We start from the raw sequence: 21387 nt of genomic DNA on the forward strand, positions 1-21387 counted from the left end.
ACTAGCCCGCAGCCACCTCTTCCGTCCGGTTGTCATACATCTGCCGAACCACCTCCTTTCCGAAGTACCGCCACCCTAAGAAACCACCCGCCGCCGGATCAACCACTTTTTCGTGCCGGCCTCCCGGCGGCACCGTCCGCGCGTCCGCCGTGCGTCCCGTGCACGCCCGCGTGCGCCGCCCGGTCGGCCGCCTCCTCGTCGTGCCCCGGCCGCCGCGTGAGGTCTTTTGCCTCGTGAAGGCGTGGGTACACGGAGGCGGGCAACAATTCCCCTCGTCTTGTCGGGAACTCGATGTGCGCTGAGTCACGTTCAAGTTGAATGATTGTTGGTGAGCGAATCGTCGTGCCGTACGTGCGGACACAGCCTGCAGGGGGTTCAGGTGAGTGCATCCCGGCGTAGTGGGGCCACCGACGAGCTCGGGCCGGAGGGGCCCGGACCCGAGCGGGAGGGGCCGGCCGGCTCCGACCTGCTCGCGGCGCTGCTCGACGGCATGGACGCCGCGCTGTGCGCCTTCGACGCGGACGGCGTGGTGACCCACTGGAACCGCGAGGCCGAGCGCATCCTCGGCTGGACCGCCGAGCAGGCGGTGGGCCGGGCCGGGCTCGCCGGATGGGCCGTGCGCAGCGCGGACGCCGAGGAGGTCGAGGCCCGGCTGATGTCGGCCATGGACGCGCCCGGCCGGCAGGTGAACGAGTTCGCGCTGCTGACCAAGGACGGCCGCCGCGTGCTGGTGCGCACCCAGTCCGCCGCCGTACGCGGCCCCGACGGCAGGCCCGCCGGGGTCTACTGCGCGTTCAGCGAGGTGCACGCGCAGATCGACCTGGAGCGGTCCATCGCGCTGAGCGAGGCGCTGCTGGAGGACGCGAGCTGGGGCGTCGTCCTCGTCGACGCCGACCTGCGTCCCGCCGTGGTCAACGCGCATGCCGCGCGGGCGCTCGGCGCGGGGCGCACGTCGGTGCTGGGGCGGCCGCTGGGGGAGCTGCTGGCCCAGGGCGTGGAGGAGCTGGAGAGCGCGCTCACCCACGTGCTCGCCGAGGGAGCGCCGCCCGCGCCGGCCGAGCTGTGGGTGACCGTGCGGACGCCGGAGGGCGAGCGCCGGAGGTGCTGGCGGAACGGGTTCGTGCGGCTGTCGTCGCCGCTCGCGGAGGAGCCGGTGCCGCTGGGAGTGGGCTGGCTGTTCCAGGACGTGACCGAATCGCGGCAGGGCGAGCAGGAGGCGTCGCTGCTGCGCTTCCGCGCCCAGCAGCTGCACCGGGCGGCCCGCGCGGCGGCGGAGTGCGAGGACCCGGCCGAGGCGGCGACCGTCCACCTGGACTTCGCGCTCGCCGGCTTCGCCGACCACGCCCTGATCGACCGGGTCGCCGAGGGCGGGGCCGACGCCGGCCGGGTGCGGCTGGTGCGGATCGCCGAGACCCCCTCCGGCGGTTCGGGCCCCAGTCGCCTGGACGGCAGGGCGGGGCTCCCGGCGCTCTACGCCGGCGGGCACCCGGCGCTGCAGTGCGTGGAGCGCGCCGGGTCGGTGCGGGCCGGCGCGGGCTCGCTCGAGGGGGACGCGGCACGGGAGTGGGCGCTGGCCCGCCAGTGGCCGAAGGACACGGTCCACGCCCTGTGCACGGCCCTCCGCAGCCGCGGTCGCACCCTCGGTGCCGTGACGTTTCTGCGCACGTCGAACCGCACGGCCTTCGAACGCGCCGACGCGGTGTACGCGGAGGACGTCGCGGCGCACATCGCCACGGCGCTGGACCTGGCGTCGCTGCTGCCCGGGGAGCGGTGAGGCGCGGGCCGGGCCCACCGGCAGCCGTCCGAGGCGAGGCGGTGACGCGGAGGTCCGCGAGCCGGCGGCCGTGATCGCGCCGCCAACGTACGGCAGCGACAGCTCCGTCGCGGACGTGCCCGAGGCGGTGGCTCGGGCGCAAGGGCTGCCGAGGTGACCGGGGCGCAGGGCGCGGTTCTCGAGACGCCGGGACGCGGCGACTCAGGACCGCCCCAGCCGTAGGGCGCGGACCCGTGCGTGCCCCGCGCACGCGGCCGGGGCGCCGGGACGTCGGGGTGTCCGCCCCGGTGCGGCCCGCGGCGTACCGGGCTCAGTGCTGGTAGAAGATCCGGTCGCCGTACTCCGACATCACGTGGGCGTTCCAGTCGTGGCCGCCGTCGACGTTGCCCGAACGCAGCAGGGGCGGCTCGATGCCGCGGTCGGCGAGGGCGGCCGCGGCGGTGGCCATGACCGCCTGCAGCAGCGCCGAGGTGACGACCGTGGACGCCGGCGCGAACGGCGTGGGCACGCCCTCCCAGGTCAGCTCGGCGTCGCCGACCGTGACCCCCGAGTCCAGCACCAGGTCGCAGTGGTCCTTGAGGAACGTCCCGGAGGGATTCCGCGCCGTCGTCCGCGCCGCGTACGCCACCGACGTCACGCCGATCACCTTCACGCCCTTGGCGCGCGCCTTCACCGCCATCTCCACCGGCAGCGCGTTGCGCCCGGACAGGGAGATGATCACCAGCAGGTCGCCCTCCCGCAGCGGGGAGGAGTCCAGCACCACACCCGCCAGCCCGTCCACCCGCTCCAGTGCGGACCCCAGCGTCGCCGGCCTGACGTCGACGCCGACGGCCCCCGGCACGGTGAGCAGGTTCATCAGGGCGAGCCCGCCCGCGCGGTAGACGAGGTCCTGCGCGGCGAGCGAGGAGTGGCCCGCGCCGAAGGCGAAGAGCCGTCCGCCGTCGGCGACCGTGTCCGCGATCATCGTGCCCGCGGCCGCCATCGGCCCGTCCTCCTCGTCGCGGAGCCGCCGCAACAGCCCGATCGCGGCGTCGAGGAACTGACCGGCGGGCGTGCGGTCGCTCATGCGGCTCCCTTCGGGGCGGACCTGTCGCGGATCACCGTGCGGTCCGGACCGCTGCCGTGTCAATACGGTGCCCGGACGGCCGTTCTCCCGGTGGCCGGACCCCCGCGTTTCCGGGGCGCGGCCCGGTTGTCCGTCGTATGCGTAAGAATTGGGTATCGGGCCAGCGCACACGCCGGTGAGTCGTCCAGCCTTCCGGCAGAGCCAATCCGCAGATCTCATCAAGGGGCAAGTATGTCCGGACTGATCGACACCACGGAGATGTATCTCCGCACCATCCTCGAGCTGGAGGAGGAAGGTGTGGTCCCCATGCGCGCCCGGATCGCCGAGCGGCTCGACCAGAGCGGGCCGACGGTCAGCCAGACGGTGGCCCGGATGGAGCGCGACGGCCTGGTGTCCGTCGCCCCGGACCGCCATCTGGAGCTCACGGAGGAGGGCCGCCGGCTGGCCACCCGCGTGATGCGCAAGCACCGCCTCGCCGAGTGTCTCCTGGTCGACGTGATCGGTCTGGAGTGGGAGCAGGTGCACGCCGAGGCGTGCCGCTGGGAGCACGTGATGAGCGAGGCCGTCGAGCGCCGCGTCCTGGAGCTGCTGCGGCACCCGACCGAGTCGCCGTACGGCAACCCGATCCCGGGGCTGGAGGAGCTGGGCGAGACCGACGGCGCCGTCCCGTTCCTCGACGAGGGCATGGTGTCGCTGGCCGACCTCGACCCGGGCGCCGAGGGCAAGACGGTCGTGGTGCGCCGGATCGGCGAGCCGATCCAGACGGACGCGCAGCTGATGTACTCGCTGCGCCGGGCGGGTGTGCAGCCCGGTTCGGTGGTGAGCGTGACGGAGTCCGCGGGCGGCGTGCTGGTGGGCAGCAGCGGCGAGGCGGCGGAGCTGGAGGCGGAGGTCGCCTCGCACGTCTTCGTCGCCAAGCCCTGACGCCGCCAAGCCCTGACGCCGGCCGCCTGCGGGGGGAACGGCCGGGGCCGTGACCGGTGGGGCGAGCGGTTCACGCCCGCCGGTCGGGAACGCGCCGGATCCGGCACCGCCGCGTCCTCGTTGCGCCGAATCGCAGCGGTCGCCGGGCCGACGTGCGAGGCTGTCGCGTGAGGCATATGACCTGAGGGGTTCTTGGCCCGGCGACGCGGACGCCGCCCGGGCCGGGGAGGGGCGGGACGATGTGCCGTGACCACGTGAGGAGCCCCGGCGCCGCACGGCGCCGGGGCCTGTCCTCCCCTGTGCTGACCCGGAGCCCCGAGCTCTCAGGGTCATTCCCCTCGGACCGATTTCCCCGAGCGGTCCGCCTCCCGCTGAAGATCTCCCCCGGGCCACGGCGGTCAAATCCCGAGCGGGGTCACTCGAACGAGGGGTGTTGGCGGGCAAAAGGGCATTCTCGAATACTCATTCGATAACGTGCGGCAATGGCAACAGGCAGAGGCCGGCGGCCGGCGCGAGCCGGGGCGCCGGCGGCAGGCAGCGGGCAGGCAGCGAGCTTGGGGGGTGCCAGGACCATGGCGCGACGCATCGACGTGACGGGGGCGGACGGCGTACGCCTGGCCGCCTGGGAGTTCGGCGACCCGGCCAAGGCCGGACCCGGCCCCGAGGGAGGGACCGCGCCGGACGCGCCCGGCGTGCTGTTACTGCACGGCCTGATGGGCCGCGCCTCGCACTGGGCGCCCACCGCCCGCCGGCTCTCCGCGCGGCACCGGGCGGTCGCCCTCGACCAGCGCGGCCACGGCCGCAGTGACAAGCCCCCGGAGGGCGCCTTCAGCCGCGACGCCTACGTCGACGACGCCGAGGCCGCCCTCGAACAGCTCGGCCTCGGCCCCGCCGTCCTGATCGGCCACGCGATGGGCGCGCTGACCGCCTGGCAGCTGGCCGCCAAACGCCCCGACCTGGTCCGTGGCCTGGTCATCTGCGACATGCGGGCCTCCGCCCTCGGGGGCGCCTCGCAGCGCGAGTGGGCGGAGTGGTTCACGTCCTGGCCGGTCCCCTTCGCCACCCTCGCCGACGTACGGAAGTGGTTCGGCGAGGACGACCCCTGGGTGGAGCGGCCCAATCCGGCCCGGGGCGAGTTCTACGTCGAGGTGATGGCCGAGTCCTCCGACGGCTGGCGCCCCGTCTTCGACCCCGACCAGATGCTCCGCTCCCGCGAGACCTGGGTCCACGACGCCCACTGGGAGGAGCTGGCCCAGGTCCGCTGCCCCGCCCTGGTGGTCCGCGGCCTGGACGGCGAACTGGGCCGCGCCGAGGCCCAGGAGATGGTCCGCGTCCTCCCCCGCGGCCAGTACGCCGAGGTCGCCGACGCCGGCCACCTCGTCCACTACGACCAGCCCGAAGCCTGGCTCGCCGCCATCGAACCCTTCCTGGCCTCCCTCGACGCGGCGTGAGGCCGGCGAGGGCCGGCGGTGACGCCCGGGGAGGGGCCACGGTACGCCGCGGTGGCCGCCGCCGGTCTTGACCGGGCCGGCCGGGGGCCGTCCCGCACCAGGACCGCCCCGGCCCGCCGGAGCCCGCGGGGGACGGCGTCGCCCGGCGTGCGCGGGCTCCCCGCCCACCCCTTGCCGACGGCCGTGACGATCCCCGGGAGGCGGGCCGCCGTCCGGGGCGCGGCGAGGCGGAGGCCGCCCGGGCCGAGCACGTCGAGCAGTCGGGCGGCCCGCTTGTCGGCCTCCTCGCCGGACAGTCCGCGCGACCGGCCGGCGCAGGCGAGCGGTTCACGCCCCGACAGCCGCTCGAAGGGGCGAAGTCCCTCCCGGAAGACGCCGATCCGGGCCCTCACCTGCACCGGGCCGCGCCACACGTCGTGGCCGGCGATCTCGCCGGCGCCCTGGTCCGGGCGCAGCAGCCCCGTCACCAGGGACAGGGCGGTCGTCCTCCCGGCGCCGTTCGGCCCGGCCGGGCCGACGAACCGCCCCGCGGGCGGCTCCAGGTCGATCCCGCCGACGGCGACCTGCTCCCCGGACCGCTTCCACAACCCCTGCGCGCGTACGGCGACAGCCCCCACCACGTCTTCCTCCGTCGCCCGGAGCCTACGGGGAGACCAACGCGGCACGCGGACCCGGGGAGTGAGGCTTCGTCACCGGTTCTGGCCGCAGGCGTACGCGAGCGCCGGCACCAGCTCCTCCGCGTCCGGCAGCCAGCGGTTCTCCTGGGTCGGCCGGCGGACCCACTGCACGGCGCCGTGGCGCCCGACCCGGGTCGGCGGCGCGGTCACGTACGCCCCCTCGCCCAGGACGGCCAGATCGAGCGACGACGCCATCCAGCCCAGCGCGCGCAGCAGATCCGGGAGCTTCGCCGCCGCTCCGGGCAGCACGAAGAACTCCGTGCGCCGGTGCGGCGTCCGGGTCACCGGGCCGGGCGTGAGGCTCATCCGCTCCATCCGCGCCAGCGCCAGGAGACCGGCCGTCTCCGGCACGGAGATCGCGTCGAAGGCACGCCCGGTGGGCAGCAGGATCGAGGCGCCGGGCCGCTGCTGCCACATCCGGCGCGCGGCGCCGGCACTCCCGGTCGCCCGGTCCGCCCAGTCGGGTCCCGCCGGGTGCGCGCCGGGGGCGGAACACGCCGCGTCACCGCACGAGCAGGCGTGCATCCCGTCGACGACCTCGGTCCAGGTGCCCGGCACCACGTCCCAGTGGCGCTCCTCGGCATAGCGCACGGCGGTCTCCAGCAGCGATTCCCCGCGCTGCGTCGGGATCTGTACGGCGTCGGCGCCCGCGATCGTCTCTTCCACGATGAACACAACTACTCCCGTCACCAGGGGTTACGCCCTGTCGAATGCGCGGGGGAGGGGCACCGGACCCGTGTCCGGGGCGCATGGGTGCATCCATGGGGGCGCGCGGGAGGATCCGCCACCGCGACGGGGTAACCAGGAGGGGGGTCGGCAACCGTCGATACCCCGGCAATTCTCACATGTCCCGCATTGTCGGTATCTCGACGGGGCATTGATCCTCCCGGCCGGACGTCTCGCCGGGACGACGTGAGACGTACGGCCGCGGACAACACGTCAACCCGGTGCGTGGGCAGGCACCGCAGCCTCAGGGGGTACGCCATGGCCGCAAGGCCGCTCGTCGCCCGGCAGCCGAACGAACGGCTGCAGGCGCTCATCCAGGAAGCCGGATGCTCCAACGCCGGACTGGCCCGCAGGGTCAACATGTGCGGCGCGGAGCACGGCCTCGACCTGCGCTACGACAAGACGTCGGTGGCCCGCTGGCTGCGCGGACAGCAGCCGCGGGGCCGGGCGCCGGCCGTCATCGCGGAGGCGCTGGGCCGCAAGCTGGGCCGCACGGTGACGATCGACGAGATCGGCATGGCCAACGGCAAGAACCTCGCGTCGGGGGTGGGTCTCCAGTTCTCGCCGACGGTACTGGGCGCCATCGAGCAGGTCTGCGAGCTGTGGCGCAGCGACGTGGGGCGGCGGGACTTCCTGTCCGGGTCGTCCGTCGCCGCCTCCGCGCTGGTGGAGCCCAGCCGGGACTGGCTGATCTCCGCGCCCGACGGCCAGGTCGCGCGCTCCACCGGGCCGCGCGTGGGCCAGTCGGACGTGGCGGCGGTGCGGTCCATGACGGAGGCGCTGGTCGCGCTGGACCACCAGTACGGCAGCGGGCACGTCCGCCCGGTCGCGGTGCACTACCTCAACAGCGTGGTCTCGGGGATGCTGGCGGGGTCGTACCGCGAGGCGGTGGGGCGCGACCTGTTCGCCGCCGTCGCCCGACTGACCGAACTGGCCGGGTACATGGCCGTCGACACCGGCCAACCGGGCCTGGCCCAGCGGTACTACATCCAGGCGCTGCGGCTCGCGCAGGCCGCCGGGGACCGCGGCTACGGCGGGTACGTGCTCGCCGCGTCCATGAGCCACCTCGCCGCCCAGCTCGGAAACCCGCGCGAGATCGCCCAGTTGGCGCGCGCGGCGCAGGAGGGCACGCGGGGGCGCGTGACACCCCGCGCCGAGGCGATGTTCCTCGCGGCCGAGGCCCGCGGGCACGCGCTGATGGGCGACGCCCAGGCCGCGCACACCGCAGCGGGGCGTGCCGTGAGCGCCCTGGAGGCCGCCGACCCGGGCTCGGGCGACGACCCGCCGTGGATCGCGCACTTCGACGAGGCGTACCTGGCCGACGAGTTGGCGCACTGCCACCGCGACCTCGGCCAGGCGGAGGCCGCCGTACGGTGCGCGCAGGAGTCGCTGGACGGCCACCCGCCCACACGCGCGCGGCGCCGGGCCATCGGCCATGTGCTGCTCGCCACCGCGCAGGTGCAGCAGCGCGAGATCGAACAGGCCTGTGCCACGGGCCTGAAGGCGGCCGAACTGCTCGGCAAGCTGCGCTCCGACCGGGGCGCGGAGTACCTGGAGGACCTCCAGCAACGCCTCGAGCCGTACCGGGAGGAGCCGGTGGTACGGGAGTTCGGGGCGCGGATGGAGCTCCAGACGGCGGCGTGACGTTCGCGACACCGCGTGCGGCACGGGAGGCGGGCGGGGCGGAGGGGACGTGATCAGCGTGTGGTGACCAGGTTCTGTTACCGCGCTCACAGGGCAGGAGGCCGGGTTCTGTGCTGCGTGGCACGGGGCTCCGGGGACCCGGTAGCGTGAGCCGACGATTCACAAGGTCCCCCATTGGTAGGAGTCCCGGTGACGCAGAGTGGACAGGGCGAGGAGCCCTCGGCGCCCCCCGCGCGCGAAGGCATCGTGCTGCCCTCGGACGGTGGTGAGCCCCTGCTGCCGGGCCTGACGTCCGGTCCGGTCGCGCCCGGCGGCACGGGCGGTCCGTCCGCCGGCGGGTTCCCCGCCTCGGCGCCGCCCGGCGGCCGGACCTGGGGGACCTCCTGGGGCCCCGACCAGCAGGCCGCCGCCCCCTCCGCGGGCCAGGGGTGGCCGTCCGCGGACGACGGGCAGTGGCAGCAGCAGCCGCCCTCCTGGGACGCCGGAAGCCGGCCGCAGGGCGGCCCCGGCCCGCTGCCGCCCGAGGGCGCCCCGCCCCAGGGCGGCTACCCGCCCGCGCACGGCGGGCACGACGCCTACGGCCGGGGCGGCGCGCCCGCCGGGCAGCAGGGCCCCGGCTACGGCCACACCGGCACCGACGGCTACGGCCAGGCCGCCTCAGGCGCCGCCGCGTACGGCGGGCACGCCGCGGGCGGCCCGCTGCCTCCGCAGCACAGCTACGGCGCCCCCGGCGGCGGGTACGGCTACCCGCCCGCCCACGGCGCTCCGCTGCCGCCGCCCGCGCCCGGCGTGGACGAGGGCGCCACGCAGCTCATCCCCCCGGTCCCGGCGGGCGGAGCCGACGAGGGCGCGACCCAGTACATCCCCCCGGTCCCGGCGGGCGGAGCCGACGAGGGCGCGACCCAGTACATACCCCCGGTCGCCCCGGGCGCGCTGCCGCCCGAGATGCCCGCCGCGCACGACGCGGAGGCCACCCGCGACCTCGGCATCGCCCAGCAGCCGGCCGGCCCGGGGCCGTTTCCGCGGCCCGGCGCCCCGGACGCCGAGCCCACCCAGTTCATCGCCCCGGTCACCGACCAGGGGCCGCCGCAGCCGTACGGCGCCGCGCCCGGTGACGCCGGCCGGCAGCCGCCCGCCGAGTTCGACAACCTCTTCCGCAACGACGACGGCGCGGCGGGCGCCACCCAGCAGATGCCGCGCGTGGACTACGGCCCTCCCGCCCGGACCGACCGCACCCCGCCCGGACCGCCCGCCCCGCCCGGCGCGGGCCGCGGGGGCCACGGCGGACGCGGCGGTGGCGGCGGCAACGGCGGCCCCCGCTGGCCGCTGATCGCCGCGGTCGGCGTCGGCCTCGCCGTCGTCGGCGTCGGCGCGGGCGCCCTGCTCGGCAGCGGCGGCAAGGACGACGACGGCGGCACGAACCAGCCGGTCTCCGCCACCGCGCCCGCGAGCGTGGAGGCCTCCCCCTCGCCGACCGTCGACCCGGCCCGCGAGCAGGCCGTCGAGCTGGACAAGCTGCTGGCGCACAGCGGCGACAGCCGCAGCACCGTGATCAGCGCGGTGGAGGACGTGAAGGCGTGCCGCGACCTCGGCAAGGCCGCCTCCGACCTGCGGGAGGCCGCCAAGCAGCGGAACCAGCTGGTGACCGACCTGTCCCAGCTCCCCGTGGACAAGCTGCCCCAGCACGAGGCGCTGACCGAGGCGCTGCGGGAGGCGTGGAAGGCGTCCGCCTCGGCCGACGACCACTACGCGCGCTGGGCGGACCAGACCAAGGGCAAGAAGGGCTGCAAGAAGGGGCAGGCGCGCAGCACGGGGGAGACCGAGGCGGGGAACCGTGCGAGTGGGACCGCCACCGAGCAGAAGAAGAAGGCCGCGAAGCTGTGGAACGGGATCGCCCGGCAGTACGGGCTGACCGAGCGGACTCCCACGCAGTTGTGAGGGGTGGGTCCGCCCGAGGGCGGGCGCTCCTACAGGGCTGCTTCCTTCAACGTGGACGTCACGTCCGTGAAGCCGTCCACGGCTGAGACGAGGCGGCCCCCCTCGACCACCTGGAGGGTGACGTTCGCGTTGACCAGGCGGGGGAGGCCGACCGCGGCGAGGGCGTCCTGGAACGCCCAGCGCAGGGTGGGGGTGAGGTTGCCGGTGGTGACCTTCAGACCGCCGTCCAGCGCGCCGGTCACGGCGTCCGCGCTGACCTCCCCGTCCCCGAGCGACTCCACGGCCTGGCGGAACACGGTGTAGGCGATCCAGGTCGTCTGCACCCCGGCGTCCGCCGGGTCGATCCGGTTGTCGCCGAACGCCTCCGCCCGGACGACCTCCTTCATCGGGTCCCAGCGCGCGTCCCCCGCCTCCGGGTACCAGCCGGTGACGTACGCCCCCTCGTACGGTCCCGACGCCCCGCCGGAGGCGTCCAGCACCGTCTGGTCGACGCTGCCCAGCACGGTCGCGGTGCGCACCTCGGGGTGCTCGCCGCGGGCCCGCCGGAAGGAGTCCATGAAGGTGCCGGTGCGGTCGCCGAGCGCCGGCACCACGCAGCCCTTCTCCCCGGTGTCGGTGGCGGCGTGTTCCAGCGCCCGCTCGGCGGCGTCGCCGTAGGAGGTCGCGGCCTCGGCGGCGCGCAGGTCGCCGGCCGGGTCGTGGCCGCCCGCCGTGAGGCCGGAGTCCAGCAGCGGCGGGAGCTGGTCGCCCGCGATGGTGTCCGGCCGGACCAGGGCGACCGGCCCGCACACGTCGGCGAGGGTGCGGCCGAGCCCGGCGAGCAAGGCGGGCTGCCCGCCGTTCACGGGGTAGGACAGCGGGCTGGTGAACTCGTCGTGGGTGATGCCGTAGCCGCCGATGTACGGGATGCCGGCGGCCTCCAGCGTGGGCAGGAAGGCGTCGCCGTGCTGGCTGTAGGAGCCGACCACGGCGACGGCGTTCTCCGCCACCGCGCGCCGGGCGCAGCGCGCCGCGGCCACCGCGTCGTCGCGTTCGTTGCAGGTCAGCACCTCCAGCGTGCGGCCGTTGAGGCCGCCGCGGGCGTTCACCCAGCGGCCGTAGGCCTCGGCGAACGCGGGTATGCCGGGTTTGTTGGTGGCGCCGGTGCCCTCGGGCGCCCACGTCATCACGGTGATCGTGTCGTCCCCGGAGCCCCCCGTGACGCCGGGGACGACCCCGCAGCCGGCGACCAGCGCGGCGCACGCCGCCAGCGCGCCCGCGGCCAGGACGCCGGCGCGGGCGGGCCGGACGAAGGGGCGGGGGAGGACGGTGCTGGGGGTGCGTCGCCTGCCGGTCATGCCCCCGCACCCTTCCCTCACACGGCTAACCGTGACGTGACGCTCGGTCGACGAGGGGCGACGCGGAGGTGAATTGCGGGGGTCCGTCCGGCGCGTGCGAGGTGGAAACGTACGATCGACGACCGTGCAAGGTTCGGAGAACTCTTCCCGTCGCGGCCGTCGCTCCTCCACCATGGGCGGCATGCCGCTCAACGACATGCCGTGGTGGCGCTGGCGCAGCAATGTGCGCTCCGCGCTGCACATGCTCTCCGACCCCGTCTTCCAGCGGGACGTCTGGCTGGCCGGGGTCCCCGGCTACGGGGACGTCACCGACGCCGTGTACCGGCTGGTCGAGGACACCTGGCTGGACAACTGGTCCGCGGAGAAGTACGTCGGCACGATCTTCCGCGACTCCCAGGAGGCCGCGCTCGTCGACACCGCCGTGCTGCGCGTGCTGCGGATCATGCACCAGGTCGGCCCGGACGCCCCGGTCGCCGCGTACCTGGAGCACGAGGGCTGGCCGGAGGCGGTGCGCGCGGCGCGCGACGCGCACGTACGGATGGCGGCGAGCGACGGCGACGACCCGGACGCGCCGCCCAGCACGCTCGAGGTGCTGCGCATCCTGACCCGTTCCGCGTAGCGGGACGACCGGCCGGACGCCGGTCCGTGTGTGCGACCCTTTTCCCATGAGCGAGCAGTCCACCCGAGCCGCGGCCCCGGCCGACCAGTACGTCCTCACCCTGTTCTGCCCCGACAAGCAGGGCATCGTGCACGCCGTGTCCAGCTACCTGTTCATGACCGGCTGCAACATCGAGGACAGCCAGCAGTTCGGCGACCACGACACGGGTCTGTTCTTCATGCGCGTCCACTTCTCCGCCGAGGCCCCGGTCACGGTGGACAAGCTGCGGGCGAGCTTCGCGGCGATCGGCGACTCCTTCCAGATGGAGTGGCAGATCAACCGGGCCGACGAGAAGATGCGCATCCTGCTGATGGTCAGCAGGTTCGGGCACTGCCTGAACGACCTGCTGTTCCGGGCGCGGACCGGTGCGCTGCCCGTGGAGATCGCCGGAGTGGTGTCCAACCACACCGACTTCGCCGAGCTGGTGGCCTCCTACAACGTCCCCTTCCACCACATCCCGGTGACCAGGGACACCAAGCCGGAGGCGGAGGCGCGGCTGCTGGAGATCGTGCGCGAGGAGGACGTCGAGCTCGTCGTCCTCGCCCGCTACATGCAGGTGCTCTCCGACGACCTGTGCAAGCAGCTCTCGGGGCGGATCATCAACATCCACCACTCCTTCCTGCCGAGCTTCAAGGGCGCGAAGCCGTATCACCAGGCGCACGCGCGGGGTGTGAAGCTGATCGGGGCGACGGCGCACTACGTCACCGCCGATCTCGACGAGGGGCCGATCATCGAGCAGGAGGTCGAGCGGGTGTCGCACGACGTCACCCCCGACCAGCTGGTCGCCATCGGGCGGGACGTGGAGTGCCAGGCGCTGGCGCGGGCGGTGAAGTGGCATGCGGAGCGGAGGATCCTGCTGAACGGCCGCAGGACGGTCGTCTTCGCCTAGAGGGCGGGTTGCCCCGGTTCCGCCGACGGCCCTCGACGCACCCGCGGGTGCGGCTACATCCTGCTCATGCTCGCCGCGGCCAGCAGCACGTCCCTGATCGCCTCGCGGTCCCCCTCCTGCCCGGCCGCCGCCTCAGGCGGCGGCAGATGCCCCGCCGCCAGCCGGCAGAACTCCGCCCCGTCCAGGGCGACATGAGCCACTTCGTGTTCGGCGGACCCCTTCGCCGCCGGCGAGTCCAGCGGGATCAGCCACTCCCCGCCGCCGGACCCCTCGATCTCCAGCCGCAGGCTGCGCCCCGGCTCCCCGGCCGCGACCAGGCGGCGTTCCACGGGCGCGGCCAGCCCGTGGCGCCGGCGGTGCTCCAGCACCAGGGGCAGCATCCGGGCCGCGAGGTCCACCATGTCGTGCAGGTGCTGCCCGGAGGGCGGGTCGTAGGGGTAGTCCACCGCCTCGGCGATGTCCTCCGCGTGCACCCAGCACTCGAAGGCCCGGTCCAGCATGGCGTCGTGCAGCGGCAGCGCGTAGTCGCCGTAGGGGACGGTCATGCGGCCGGTGCCGCTGCCGGTGAAGGAGACCGTGCGGATCAGCCGGTGGCTCTGTTCCCGCCAGGGGCCGCGGACGGCCCGGGTGGGCGGGAAGCGGGCGGCCCGCCAGTAGGCCTCCGTGCGGTCCGAGGGGGTGGGGCGCTCGGGCCGGACGTCGCCGAGCGGGTCCTCCAGGCCCAGGGCGACCGCGACCAGTCCGTCGACGGTCAGCAGGTGGGCGATGGCCCCGGCGACGGTGGTGCGGCGGCTGCTCGCCTCGTCGCCCTCGTACCAGCGCAGCCGCACCGGGGCGTGCCACTCGTTGTCCCCGAAGTCCTGGAGCAGCGCGTCGAGCCGGGCCGTCTCGGCGTCGTAGGCGGCGGCCCACTCGGGGACCGGGACGCGCGGCGGGCGCCGCTCCAGGCAGGTCTCCAGGACGTGGGCGCGCAGCGCCGGGTCGAGGTCGAGGCTCTCGGGGCGCTGGAGCAGGCCGACCGCCTCGCGCAGCCGCAGTGCCTCGTCCGCGCAGGGCCCGCAGACGCCGAGGTGCGCCTCGACGGCCCGGGCCTCGGCGGGCGCGCAGGCGGCCAGGGCCCAGGCGCCCAGCAGTGACTTCAGCACATGGTGCTCCGGGCCCGGGGGCGGGCCGTCCGGCCCGGGGGCGAGGGGCGCGCGGCGGTCGTACGGCCCGGGGCGCCCGTTCACGCGGCCCCTCCGATTCCGGGCGGCGCGCCCGGCGTCCCGGTGTCGTGGGCGGTGGCCAGCAACTGGAGGCCGAGGCGCAGCCGGCGGCGGGCCTCCTCGTCGGTGACGCCGAGGGCGGCGGCGGTCCGGCGGTAGTCCCGGCGCTGGAAGTAGGCCAGTTCCAGCGCGGCCCGCAGCGGGGCGGGCATGGACTGGACGATGTAGTCGGCGCGGGCGGCGACCGTGGCGTGCCGGACCTTGCGCTCCAGGTCCTCGGTGGTGCCGGGGCCGCCCAGGGCGAGCGCGGCGGTCTCGGTGGTGCGCAGCCGCTGTACGGCCAGCCGGTTGGTCAGGGCGGCGAGCCAGCTGCGCAGCGGGCCCTGCCGGGGGTCGTAGGAGTCGGGGTGCTGCCAGACGTGGGCGAAGACGTCGCGGGTGACGGTGTCGGCCGCGTGTTCGTCGCCGAGGACGCGATGGGCGAGGCCGTGCACCAGGGAGGCGAAGCGGTCGTAGAGCTCGCCGAGGGCGGCGGCCTCCCCGCGGGCGAGCCGCTGCTGCATCGTGCGGTCCCAGCGGGGCGGTACGTCCCTTTTCGGCATGCGGCCCCTCACCCCCTGTTCGTCCCCCGGGCCCCGGGGTGGTCGGTGCCCGGGGCCGGTGCGTGACCGGCGATGCCACGAATGTAGTCGCCATGGGGGCGCATGCACGCCCCTTTGCAGCAAAGCGCGCCCCTCGCGGGGGCTTCCGTGGTAGAGGGCCGCCCGCGCAGGTCGCACGGTGTGCGCCTCATGTCTGCCCCACCGGAGGGCGATCGGAACCGATCGAATCGGATCGATTGCGACTATTACCAGCCTTCTCTGTTCGGTAACCGTTTTTGGGGCCGCGTTTCGGGGAACGGCCGGTGGGCAGCCGCGCAGCAAGGAAGCGTAGGCATTGCTTCCGTTCGGCGAGCGAGGGGCGTGGTGGTGACCTTCACAGTGACCGGCCAGGAGAACGGCGCATGGGCCGTCCTCCGGGTCTCCGGCGAGCTGGACCTGGCGACGTCCCCGGTGCTGCGGCAGCGGGTGCACGACGCCGTGGCCGAGGGGCGGCACCGGCTCGTCCTCGACCTCTCCGAGGTGTGGTTCTGCGACTCCAGCGGGGTGGGGGTGCTCATAGCCTCCCGCCGGCTGCTGCGCTCCTGCCAGGGCCGGCTGCGGCTGATCCTGCCCGCGCGCGGCGCCGCCGACGGCAGCCACGTCAACAAGGTGCTCGGCGCCCTCGGGGTGCGCCGCCTGTTCGAGATCCACCCGGACGTGCCGTCCGCCGTCGACGAGGACGCCCGCCCGCTCCCGGCCTGACCCCGCGCACGCTCCCCCGCCCGAGCGCGTGACGGCCTCCTGACACGTGTCACACGTGTGTCCCGGTGTTCCCCCGGTCCTGGTGCGAGCGCCCTTTCCGGCTCCCCCGCGCCCCCGCACCGCGTACGCTCCCAGCGAGACGACCCTCCGACCTAAGGCGGCCTGAGAAAAGACATGGTCACCAGCGAGTACGAGCGCAGGATCGCGGCCCGCTTCGCCGGCTTCGACCAGGACGGCAACGGTTACATCGACCGCGAGGACTTCAACGCGGCGGCCAAGGCGCTGCTCGCCGCATTCGACACGGCGGCCCGCTCCGACCGGGGCCAGGCCCTGTACGCCGGGGCCGAGGCGTTCTGGCAGGGCATGGCCGGCATCGCCGACCGGGACGGCGACCAGCGCATCACCCGCGAGGAGTTCGTGAACGGCGCGCTCAAGCGGCTGCGGGACAACCCGGAGCGGTTCGCCGAGATCGCCCGCCCCTTCCTGCACGCGGCGCTCGCCGTCGCCGGCGCCGCCCCGGACGGCGCCGTCGGCGTGGCGGACACCGCGCGCGTGCTCCAGGTGCTGGGCGTCGACGGGGAGCTCGCCGGGGAGGCCGCCGCGAAGCTGGACACGGACGGGGACGGCCGGATCGGCGAGGAGGAGATCGTCTCCGCGTTCGCCCGCTACTTCACCGTCCCCGAGTGACGCGCCGCGCGTCCGTGTCACCGATCGTGGCATTGTCCTGATCACGGAGCGTCGGGGCCGGTTCGTACCCGGTGCGTTCCTCCGTCACGGCCCGCAGTCGGAGCGCGGCTCCGGTACCGTGTGCGGGATGCGAGTCGTCATGAGCGCACCGCGGCCGGGCCGCCCTCGGGGCGGCGGCCGGCCGGCCCGTTCCCGCGGCCCGCTCGCGGGGCGGGCGGGCCGTTCGCGGCGCTCCGTTCGACTCCCCGTGGCGAGCGTCGCACAGTATGCCGCACGGGTACTCCTTCGCGCTGGAATATGCCCGAAGCGCTTGTTGCGGTGACGGAACGTCAACCATGCTGGCCCACAAGGGAATCACGGTCCGTGATCCCTGTCCCGGCCGTCGTTCTGGCCATGCAGAGAATGGCTAGGATCGTGGCCCTCGTGAGGCGCGAGTCCAAGTGTCCGCCGGTTCGGATGGTGTGAGCGGTGCAGGTGCTTCAAGTGCAGCTGGAGATCCGGCCCGACCCCGCTGAGGTGGGGCGAGCCCGGCGCTGGGCCCGCTCGCGGCTGGCCGGAGCCGGCATAGGGGCCGACGAACCGCTGGCCGAGACGCTGATCCTGCTCGTCTCCGAGCTGGTCACCAACGCCGTCGTGCACACCGGCTGTCCGGCCGTCCTCAGACTCTCGCTGCCCGGGGCCGACGCGACCGAGGAGGTCGCCGTCCGCCTGGAGGTCGCCGACCGCAGCGACCGGGCGCCGGTGCCGCGCTGCGTGGGCGGCGAGGCGACCGGTGGACGCGGACTCGCCCTCGTCGACGGGCTGGCCGACCGCTGGGGCTGGAGCACCGAGGGCACCGGCAAGCGCATCTGGTGCGAACTCGACCGCTGCGGCCGGGCGTCCGGCGCCGCCCGCGCCTCCTGCGGCAGCGGCGTCGTGACGTACGACGGGCTGGCGTACGGGGCGGTCTGAGCACCACCCGCCGTACGGTTGCCGCGCCTTCGGGGAGGGACGGGCGCACAGGGGGACGGCGGTGCGGTGCCGCGCGTGATCCGGTGCGCCGGGCGTGCTCCCGTGCGCCGAGGCGGCGAAACGGGCGATTGCCGCAATCCGCCCACCGTCCGGCTGGACGGTGTTGACGCGCCGTGACCGGGTGATCACCCTGGTCGTCAGCGATTCGCCGCGAGGGGACGGCGAGGGCCCCGCGACGGGAGTCCTCGGCGAGTGTGGGTCGTGATCCGGCGCGTGCTCCCGGGGGTGGGGGACCTGGCGGGAGAGCCGGAGAGGAAGGGCGGTGCGGGGCTGTCGCGCTCGGGGCGAGCGGCGCCGCACCGCCGAGGGCCTGTCCACAGGCTGTGGACGGTCCGCGGGTGCCCGGCGGGACTCGGGGCGGCTGTCAGCTCCCGGCCGCTGCCGCCTCCCCGCGTTCCGCGCGGAACGTGCGGCGGTAGGCCGTGGGCGTCACGCCGAGGGCCGCCTGGAGGCGGGCCCGCAGGGACTGGGCCGTGCCGAAGCCCGCGTCCCGCGCCACCTGGTCCACGGTCAGATCGGTCGACTCCAGCAAGTACCGCGCCCGCTCCACCCGTTGACGGGTCAGCCACTGCCCCGGACTGACCCCGGTCTCCTCCCGGAAGCGGCGGGTGAAGGTGCGCACCGACATCGACTCCCGCTCGGCCATGTCGCGCAGCTGGATCGGCTCGTGCAGCCGGCCCAGCGCCCAGGCGCGGGCACCGCTGGTGGACGCCTGCTGCGGGTCGGGCACCGGCCGCTGGATGTACTGCGCCTGCCCGCCGTCGCGGTACGGCGGCACCACCGTGCGCCGGGCCACGTCGTTGGCGACGGCGGCGCCGTGGTCGCACCGCACCATGTGCAGGCACAGGTCGATCCCGGCCGCCACGCCCGCCGAGGTGAGGATGTCGCCGTCGTCCACGAACAGCACGTCCGGGTCGACGTCGATCCGGGGGAACAGCCGCTGCAGCCGCTCCGCGTCGGCCCAGTGGGTGGTGGCGCGGCGCCCGTCGAGCCGGCCGGCGGCGGCGAGGACGTACACCCCGGTGCAGATGGAGGCGATGCGGGCGGCCGGCGGGATGCGGCCGAGGGCGTCGGCCAGTTCGTCCGTCAGCTCGCCCCGCTCGAAGACCGGGCCCCGCTCGTAGCAGGCGGGGACGATCACGGTGTCGGCGCCGGCCAGGGCCTCCGGGCCGTGGGGGACGTGGACGGTGAAGTCGGCGTCCGTCTCGACCGGGCCGGGCGGCCGGACCGAGCAGGTGAGCACCTCGTACAGCGGGCGCCCGTGCTCGTCCCGGGGGCGGCCGAACACACGGTGGGGGATGCCCAGCTCGAACGGCAGCAGCCCGTCGAGGGCGAGCACGACCACGCGGTGGGGCCGGCGGCCGGCGGGGGAGGACGGGAGTCCGGCCGTGTCCAGAGGCATGGCCCGATCCTAGCGAACGCTGTCCTTCGGGCCACTCGTTGAAGGGGACATGCCTCCCCGAAGCTGTACCGCGTGACCACGACCAGCAGGACCGCCGCCGCCGGGCCGCCCGCGAGCGGCCACAAGCCGAACCGCCTCCGGGTGCACCGGGCCTGGTTCGTCGCCGCCGTCACCTTCGTGACGATCATCGGCGCCGCCGCCTTCCGCGCCGTGCCGGGGCTGTTCATCGACCCGTTGAACGACGAGTTCGGCTGGTCGCGCGGCACCATCGGCGCCGCGGTCTCCGTCAACCTGGCGCTGTACGGCCTCACCGCCCCGTTCGCGGCGGCGCTGATGGACCGCTACGGCATCCGCCGGGTCGTCGCGGTCGCCCTGACCGTGATCGCGGTGGGGTCCGGCGCCACCGTGTGGATGACCGCCGCCTGGCAGCTGATGCTCTGCTGGGGCCTGCTGGTGGGCCTCGGCTCCGGCTCCATGGCGCTGGCCTTCGCCGCCACCGTCACCCACCGCTGGTTCACCGAGCGGCGCGGCCTGGTCAGCGGCATCCTCACCGCCGCGTCCGCCTCCGGGCAGCTGATCTTCCTGCCGCTGCTGTCATGGATCGTCGACCGGTACTCCTGGCGGCCCGCGGCGGTGACGGTGGCGCTCGCCGCGCTCGCGGTGGTGCCGTTCGTCTGGCTGCTGCTGCACGACCACCCCGCCGACGTGGGCCAGAAACCGTACGGGGCGAAGGAGTTCGTGCCCAGGCCGGCGCCCGTGCCCGGGGCCGCCCGGCGCACGCTGACGGTGCTCGCCTCGGCCGCCCGCACGGGCCCGTTCTGGCTGCTCGCCGGCACCTTCGCGATCTGCGGGGCCTCCACCAACGGGCTGATCCAGACCCACTTCGTGCCCGCCTCGCACGACCACGGCATGCCTGTCACCACCGCGGCGTCCCTGCTGGCCGTCATCGGCGTCTTCGACGTGGTCGGCACGGTGGCGTCCGGCTGGTTCACCGACCGTTTCGACGCGCGCCGGCTGCTCGCCGTCTACTACGCGCTGCGGGGCGTCTCCCTGCTCTTCCTGCCCCTGCTGCTCGCGCCCTCGGTGCACCCGCCGATGCTGCTGTTCATCGTCTTCTACGGCCTCGACTGGGTCGCCACCGTGCCGCCCACGCTCGCGCTGTGCCGGGAGCACTACGGCGACGACAGCCCCGTCGTGTTCGGCTGGGTCCTGGCGTCCCACCAGGTGGGCGCGGCGGTGGTCGCCTTCGTCGGCGGTCTCGCGCGGGACGCGTTCGGCACGTACGACGTGGTCTGGCTCGGGTCGGGGGCGCTGTGCGCGGCGGCGGCGCTGTTGGCGCTGGTGATCCGCGAGCGGCCGGCGGACCGCCCGGACGCGGTGGCCGTGGAGGCGGTGGACTGAACCGCACGCCCACGGTCCGGGGGCGGCGCGTCCGTGGGGTCAGGCGCCCGGCAGCCGGGACGCCTTGCCGCTGCGGGCGACCGCCCGGGCTATGCGCTGGGCGTCCAGGGCCATCTCCCTGAGGTTGCCGCTGATCGGGTTGGTGAAGCCGGTGAAGTACAGGTCCGGGGCGCCGGCCGGGGTGCGGGCGCCGTGGACCACGGGCCTGCCCCGGTCGTCCAGCACGCCGAGGCCGCCGACCAGGCCCTCCAGACCGCGTTCGTAGCCCGTGGCCGCGATCACCGCGTCCGGGGCGACGCGCTCGCCGTCGGCCAGCAGCACCTCGTCGTCCTCGAAGCCCTTCACGGCGGCGACCACCTCCACCCTGCCCTTGCGCACGGCGTCGACCAGACCGACGTCCTGCACCGGGATGGCGCCCTCCAGGACGCGGGAGTAGAGCCCGGCCTCCGGGCGGGGCAGGCCGTGCTCGGACAGGTCCGGCAGCGCGATCCGCGCCTGGAGCCGGCTGATCCGGTCGACCAGGCCCACCGGCAGCCGGCGCACCAGGATCCCGGAGTACTGCGCGGGCCAGCCCGCGGTCGAGCGGCGCACGATGTGCGGCGGGGTGCGCACCGCCAGCCGCACCCGGGAGGCGCCGCCCTCCGCCAGGTCCACGGCGATCTCGGCGCCCGTGTTGCCGGCCCCCACCACCAGCACGTCCCGCCCCGCGAACGGCTCGGCGTTGCGGTACTGCGACGCGTGCAGGAACTCCCCGCCGTAGGTGTCCCGGCCGGGCCAGCCGGGGACGCGCGGGGTGTGGTTGAAGCCGGTGGCGACGACGACCGCCGCGCCGGTCAGCTCACGCCCGCCGGTGGCGCGCAGCAGCCAGCCGGTGCCGTCGGGGGTGCGCTCGACGCGGGACACCTCGACACCGGTGACGATCTCCAGCCGGTGGTGCTCGGCGTACTTCTCCAGGTAGCGGACCACGTCGTCGCGGGACGGCCAGCGTCCGAAGCGGCGGGGCATCGGCAGGCCGGGCAGCGCCGACCGCCGCCGGGTGGTGTGCAGGTGCAGCCGGTCGTAGTGGCGGCGCCAGGAGTCGCCGACCCGCTCGGAACGCTCCAGGACGACGGCCCGCACCCCGCGGGCGCGCAGGGCGTACGCGACGGACAGTCCGCCGGGGCCGCCGCCGATGACGTGGACGGGGCGGTCCGCCCGGTGGGGCGCGGTGGGCTGCGCGGACGTGGTGGAGTCGGCCATGACCGCGAGCGTAAT

Annotated in this window: 19 protein-coding genes; 11 read left to right on the forward strand and 8 right to left on the reverse strand. The window is 75.0% G+C overall.

Annotation, left to right across the window (positions count from 1 at the left end; translation table 11 throughout):
• The first annotated feature begins 379 nt into the window (after positions 1 to 379).
• The gene (locus C1708_RS18530; RefSeq protein WP_106413725.1) at positions 380 to 1774 is read left to right on the forward strand and encodes a PAS domain-containing protein; all 1395 of its coding nucleotides are present in this window, start codon (positions 380 to 382) and stop codon (positions 1772 to 1774) included.
• A gap of 310 nt (positions 1775 to 2084) precedes the next feature.
• On the opposite strand, the gene C1708_RS18535 is transcribed toward C1708_RS18530, so the two are convergent.
• On the reverse strand, positions 2085 to 2840 hold the full coding sequence (locus C1708_RS18535; protein ID WP_106413726.1) for an SIS domain-containing protein: 756 nt from the start codon (positions 2838 to 2840) through the stop codon (positions 2085 to 2087).
• A 231-nt stretch (positions 2841 to 3071) separates the two neighbouring features.
• Here C1708_RS18535 and C1708_RS18540 point away from each other — a divergent pair, with 231 nt between their 5' ends.
• Together C1708_RS18540 and C1708_RS18545 are read left to right on the forward strand one after the other, a co-directional pair.
• The gene (locus tag C1708_RS18540; RefSeq protein WP_106413727.1) at positions 3072 to 3764 is read left to right on the forward strand and encodes an iron-dependent transcriptional repressor DtxR; all 693 of its coding nucleotides are present in this window, start codon (positions 3072 to 3074) and stop codon (positions 3762 to 3764) included.
• 572 nt (positions 3765 to 4336) lie between these two features.
• Positions 4337 to 5215 (forward strand): alpha/beta fold hydrolase, encoded by an 879-nt coding sequence (locus C1708_RS18545; protein ID WP_106413728.1) that lies wholly within the window; start codon positions 4337 to 4339, stop codon positions 5213 to 5215.
• Here C1708_RS18545 and C1708_RS18550 read toward each other — a convergent pair.
• Together C1708_RS18550 and C1708_RS18555 are read right to left on the reverse strand one after the other, a co-directional pair.
• Entirely contained in the window at positions 5149 to 5835 is a 687-nt protein-coding gene (locus tag C1708_RS18550) for an ATP-binding cassette domain-containing protein (protein ID WP_106413729.1), read from the reverse strand. The genes C1708_RS18545 and C1708_RS18550 overlap by 67 nt on opposite strands.
• 69 nt (positions 5836 to 5904) lie before the next feature.
• Entirely contained in the window at positions 5905 to 6567 is a 663-nt protein-coding gene (locus C1708_RS18555; RefSeq protein ID WP_106413730.1) for a bifunctional DNA primase/polymerase, read from the reverse strand.
• A 309-nt stretch (positions 6568 to 6876) separates the two neighbouring features.
• On the opposite strand from C1708_RS18555, the gene C1708_RS18560 reads away from it, so the two are divergent.
• Complete coding sequence (locus C1708_RS18560) at positions 6877 to 8262, forward strand: NsdA family TPR-like regulatory protein (RefSeq protein WP_106413731.1); 1386 nt, start codon at positions 6877 to 6879, stop codon at positions 8260 to 8262.
• Between the two features lie 189 nt (positions 8263 to 8451).
• Entirely contained in the window at positions 8452 to 10200 is a 1749-nt protein-coding gene (locus tag C1708_RS18565) for a hypothetical protein (protein ID WP_106413732.1), read from the forward strand.
• 29 nt (positions 10201 to 10229) lie between these two features.
• Here C1708_RS18565 and C1708_RS18570 read toward each other — a convergent pair whose 3' ends face one another.
• The gene (locus tag C1708_RS18570) at positions 10230 to 11537 is read right to left on the reverse strand and encodes an ABC transporter substrate-binding protein (RefSeq protein ID WP_106413733.1); all 1308 of its coding nucleotides are present in this window, start codon (positions 11535 to 11537) and stop codon (positions 10230 to 10232) included.
• Positions 11538 to 11709: 172 nt separating this feature from the next.
• Between C1708_RS18570 and C1708_RS18575 the strand changes: the two genes are divergently transcribed.
• Entirely contained in the window at positions 11710 to 12156 is a 447-nt protein-coding gene (locus C1708_RS18575) for an SCO4402 family protein (protein ID WP_106413734.1), read from the forward strand.
• A 46-nt stretch (positions 12157 to 12202) separates the two neighbouring features.
• On the forward strand, positions 12203 to 13084 hold the full coding sequence (purU, locus tag C1708_RS18580; RefSeq protein ID WP_106413735.1) for a formyltetrahydrofolate deformylase: 882 nt from the start codon (positions 12203 to 12205) through the stop codon (positions 13082 to 13084).
• 53 nt (positions 13085 to 13137) lie between these two features.
• On the opposite strand, the gene C1708_RS18585 is transcribed toward purU, so the two are convergent.
• Together C1708_RS18585 and C1708_RS35840 are read right to left on the reverse strand one after the other, a co-directional pair.
• Complete coding sequence (locus C1708_RS18585; RefSeq protein ID WP_106413736.1) at positions 13138 to 14313, reverse strand: maleylpyruvate isomerase N-terminal domain-containing protein; 1176 nt, start codon at positions 14311 to 14313, stop codon at positions 13138 to 13140.
• The gene (locus C1708_RS35840) at positions 14310 to 14891 is read right to left on the reverse strand and encodes a sigma-70 family RNA polymerase sigma factor (RefSeq protein WP_106413737.1); all 582 of its coding nucleotides are present in this window, start codon (positions 14889 to 14891) and stop codon (positions 14310 to 14312) included. Before C1708_RS35840 ends, C1708_RS18585 begins: the two co-directional genes overlap by 4 nt.
• A 360-nt stretch (positions 14892 to 15251) precedes the next feature.
• On the opposite strand from C1708_RS35840, the gene C1708_RS18595 reads away from it, so the two are divergent.
• From C1708_RS18595 to C1708_RS18605, 3 genes are all read left to right on the forward strand, one after another.
• Complete coding sequence (locus C1708_RS18595) at positions 15252 to 15632, forward strand: STAS domain-containing protein (RefSeq protein ID WP_106413738.1); 381 nt, start codon at positions 15252 to 15254, stop codon at positions 15630 to 15632.
• Between the two features lie 174 nt (positions 15633 to 15806).
• Positions 15807 to 16319 (forward strand): EF-hand domain-containing protein, encoded by a 513-nt coding sequence (locus tag C1708_RS18600; protein WP_106413739.1) that lies wholly within the window; start codon positions 15807 to 15809, stop codon positions 16317 to 16319.
• A gap of 483 nt (positions 16320 to 16802) precedes the next feature.
• The gene (locus C1708_RS18605) at positions 16803 to 17270 is read left to right on the forward strand and encodes an ATP-binding protein (protein WP_198602532.1); all 468 of its coding nucleotides are present in this window, start codon (positions 16803 to 16805) and stop codon (positions 17268 to 17270) included.
• Between the two features lie 424 nt (positions 17271 to 17694).
• Here the strand turns inward: C1708_RS18605 and C1708_RS18610 are convergent, their stop codons facing one another.
• Entirely contained in the window at positions 17695 to 18732 is a 1038-nt protein-coding gene (locus C1708_RS18610) for a GlxA family transcriptional regulator (RefSeq protein WP_106413741.1), read from the reverse strand.
• A 72-nt stretch (positions 18733 to 18804) separates the two neighbouring features.
• On the opposite strand from C1708_RS18610, the gene C1708_RS18615 reads away from it, so the two are divergent.
• Positions 18805 to 20133, forward strand: a complete 1329-nt coding sequence (locus tag C1708_RS18615; protein WP_106413742.1) for an MFS transporter — start codon at positions 18805 to 18807, stop codon at positions 20131 to 20133.
• Positions 20134 to 20172: 39 nt separating this feature from the next.
• On the opposite strand, the gene C1708_RS18620 is transcribed toward C1708_RS18615, so the two are convergent.
• Positions 20173 to 21372: a flavin-containing monooxygenase gene (locus C1708_RS18620; protein WP_106413743.1), complete on the reverse strand. Its 1200-nt coding sequence runs from the start codon at positions 21370 to 21372 to the stop codon at positions 20173 to 20175.
• Between the last annotated feature and the right edge of the window lie 15 nt (positions 21373 to 21387).

It is taken from the genome of Streptomyces sp. DH-12, from assembly GCF_002899455.1.
Taxonomy (GTDB): Bacteria; Actinomycetota; Actinomycetes; order Streptomycetales; family Streptomycetaceae; genus Streptomyces.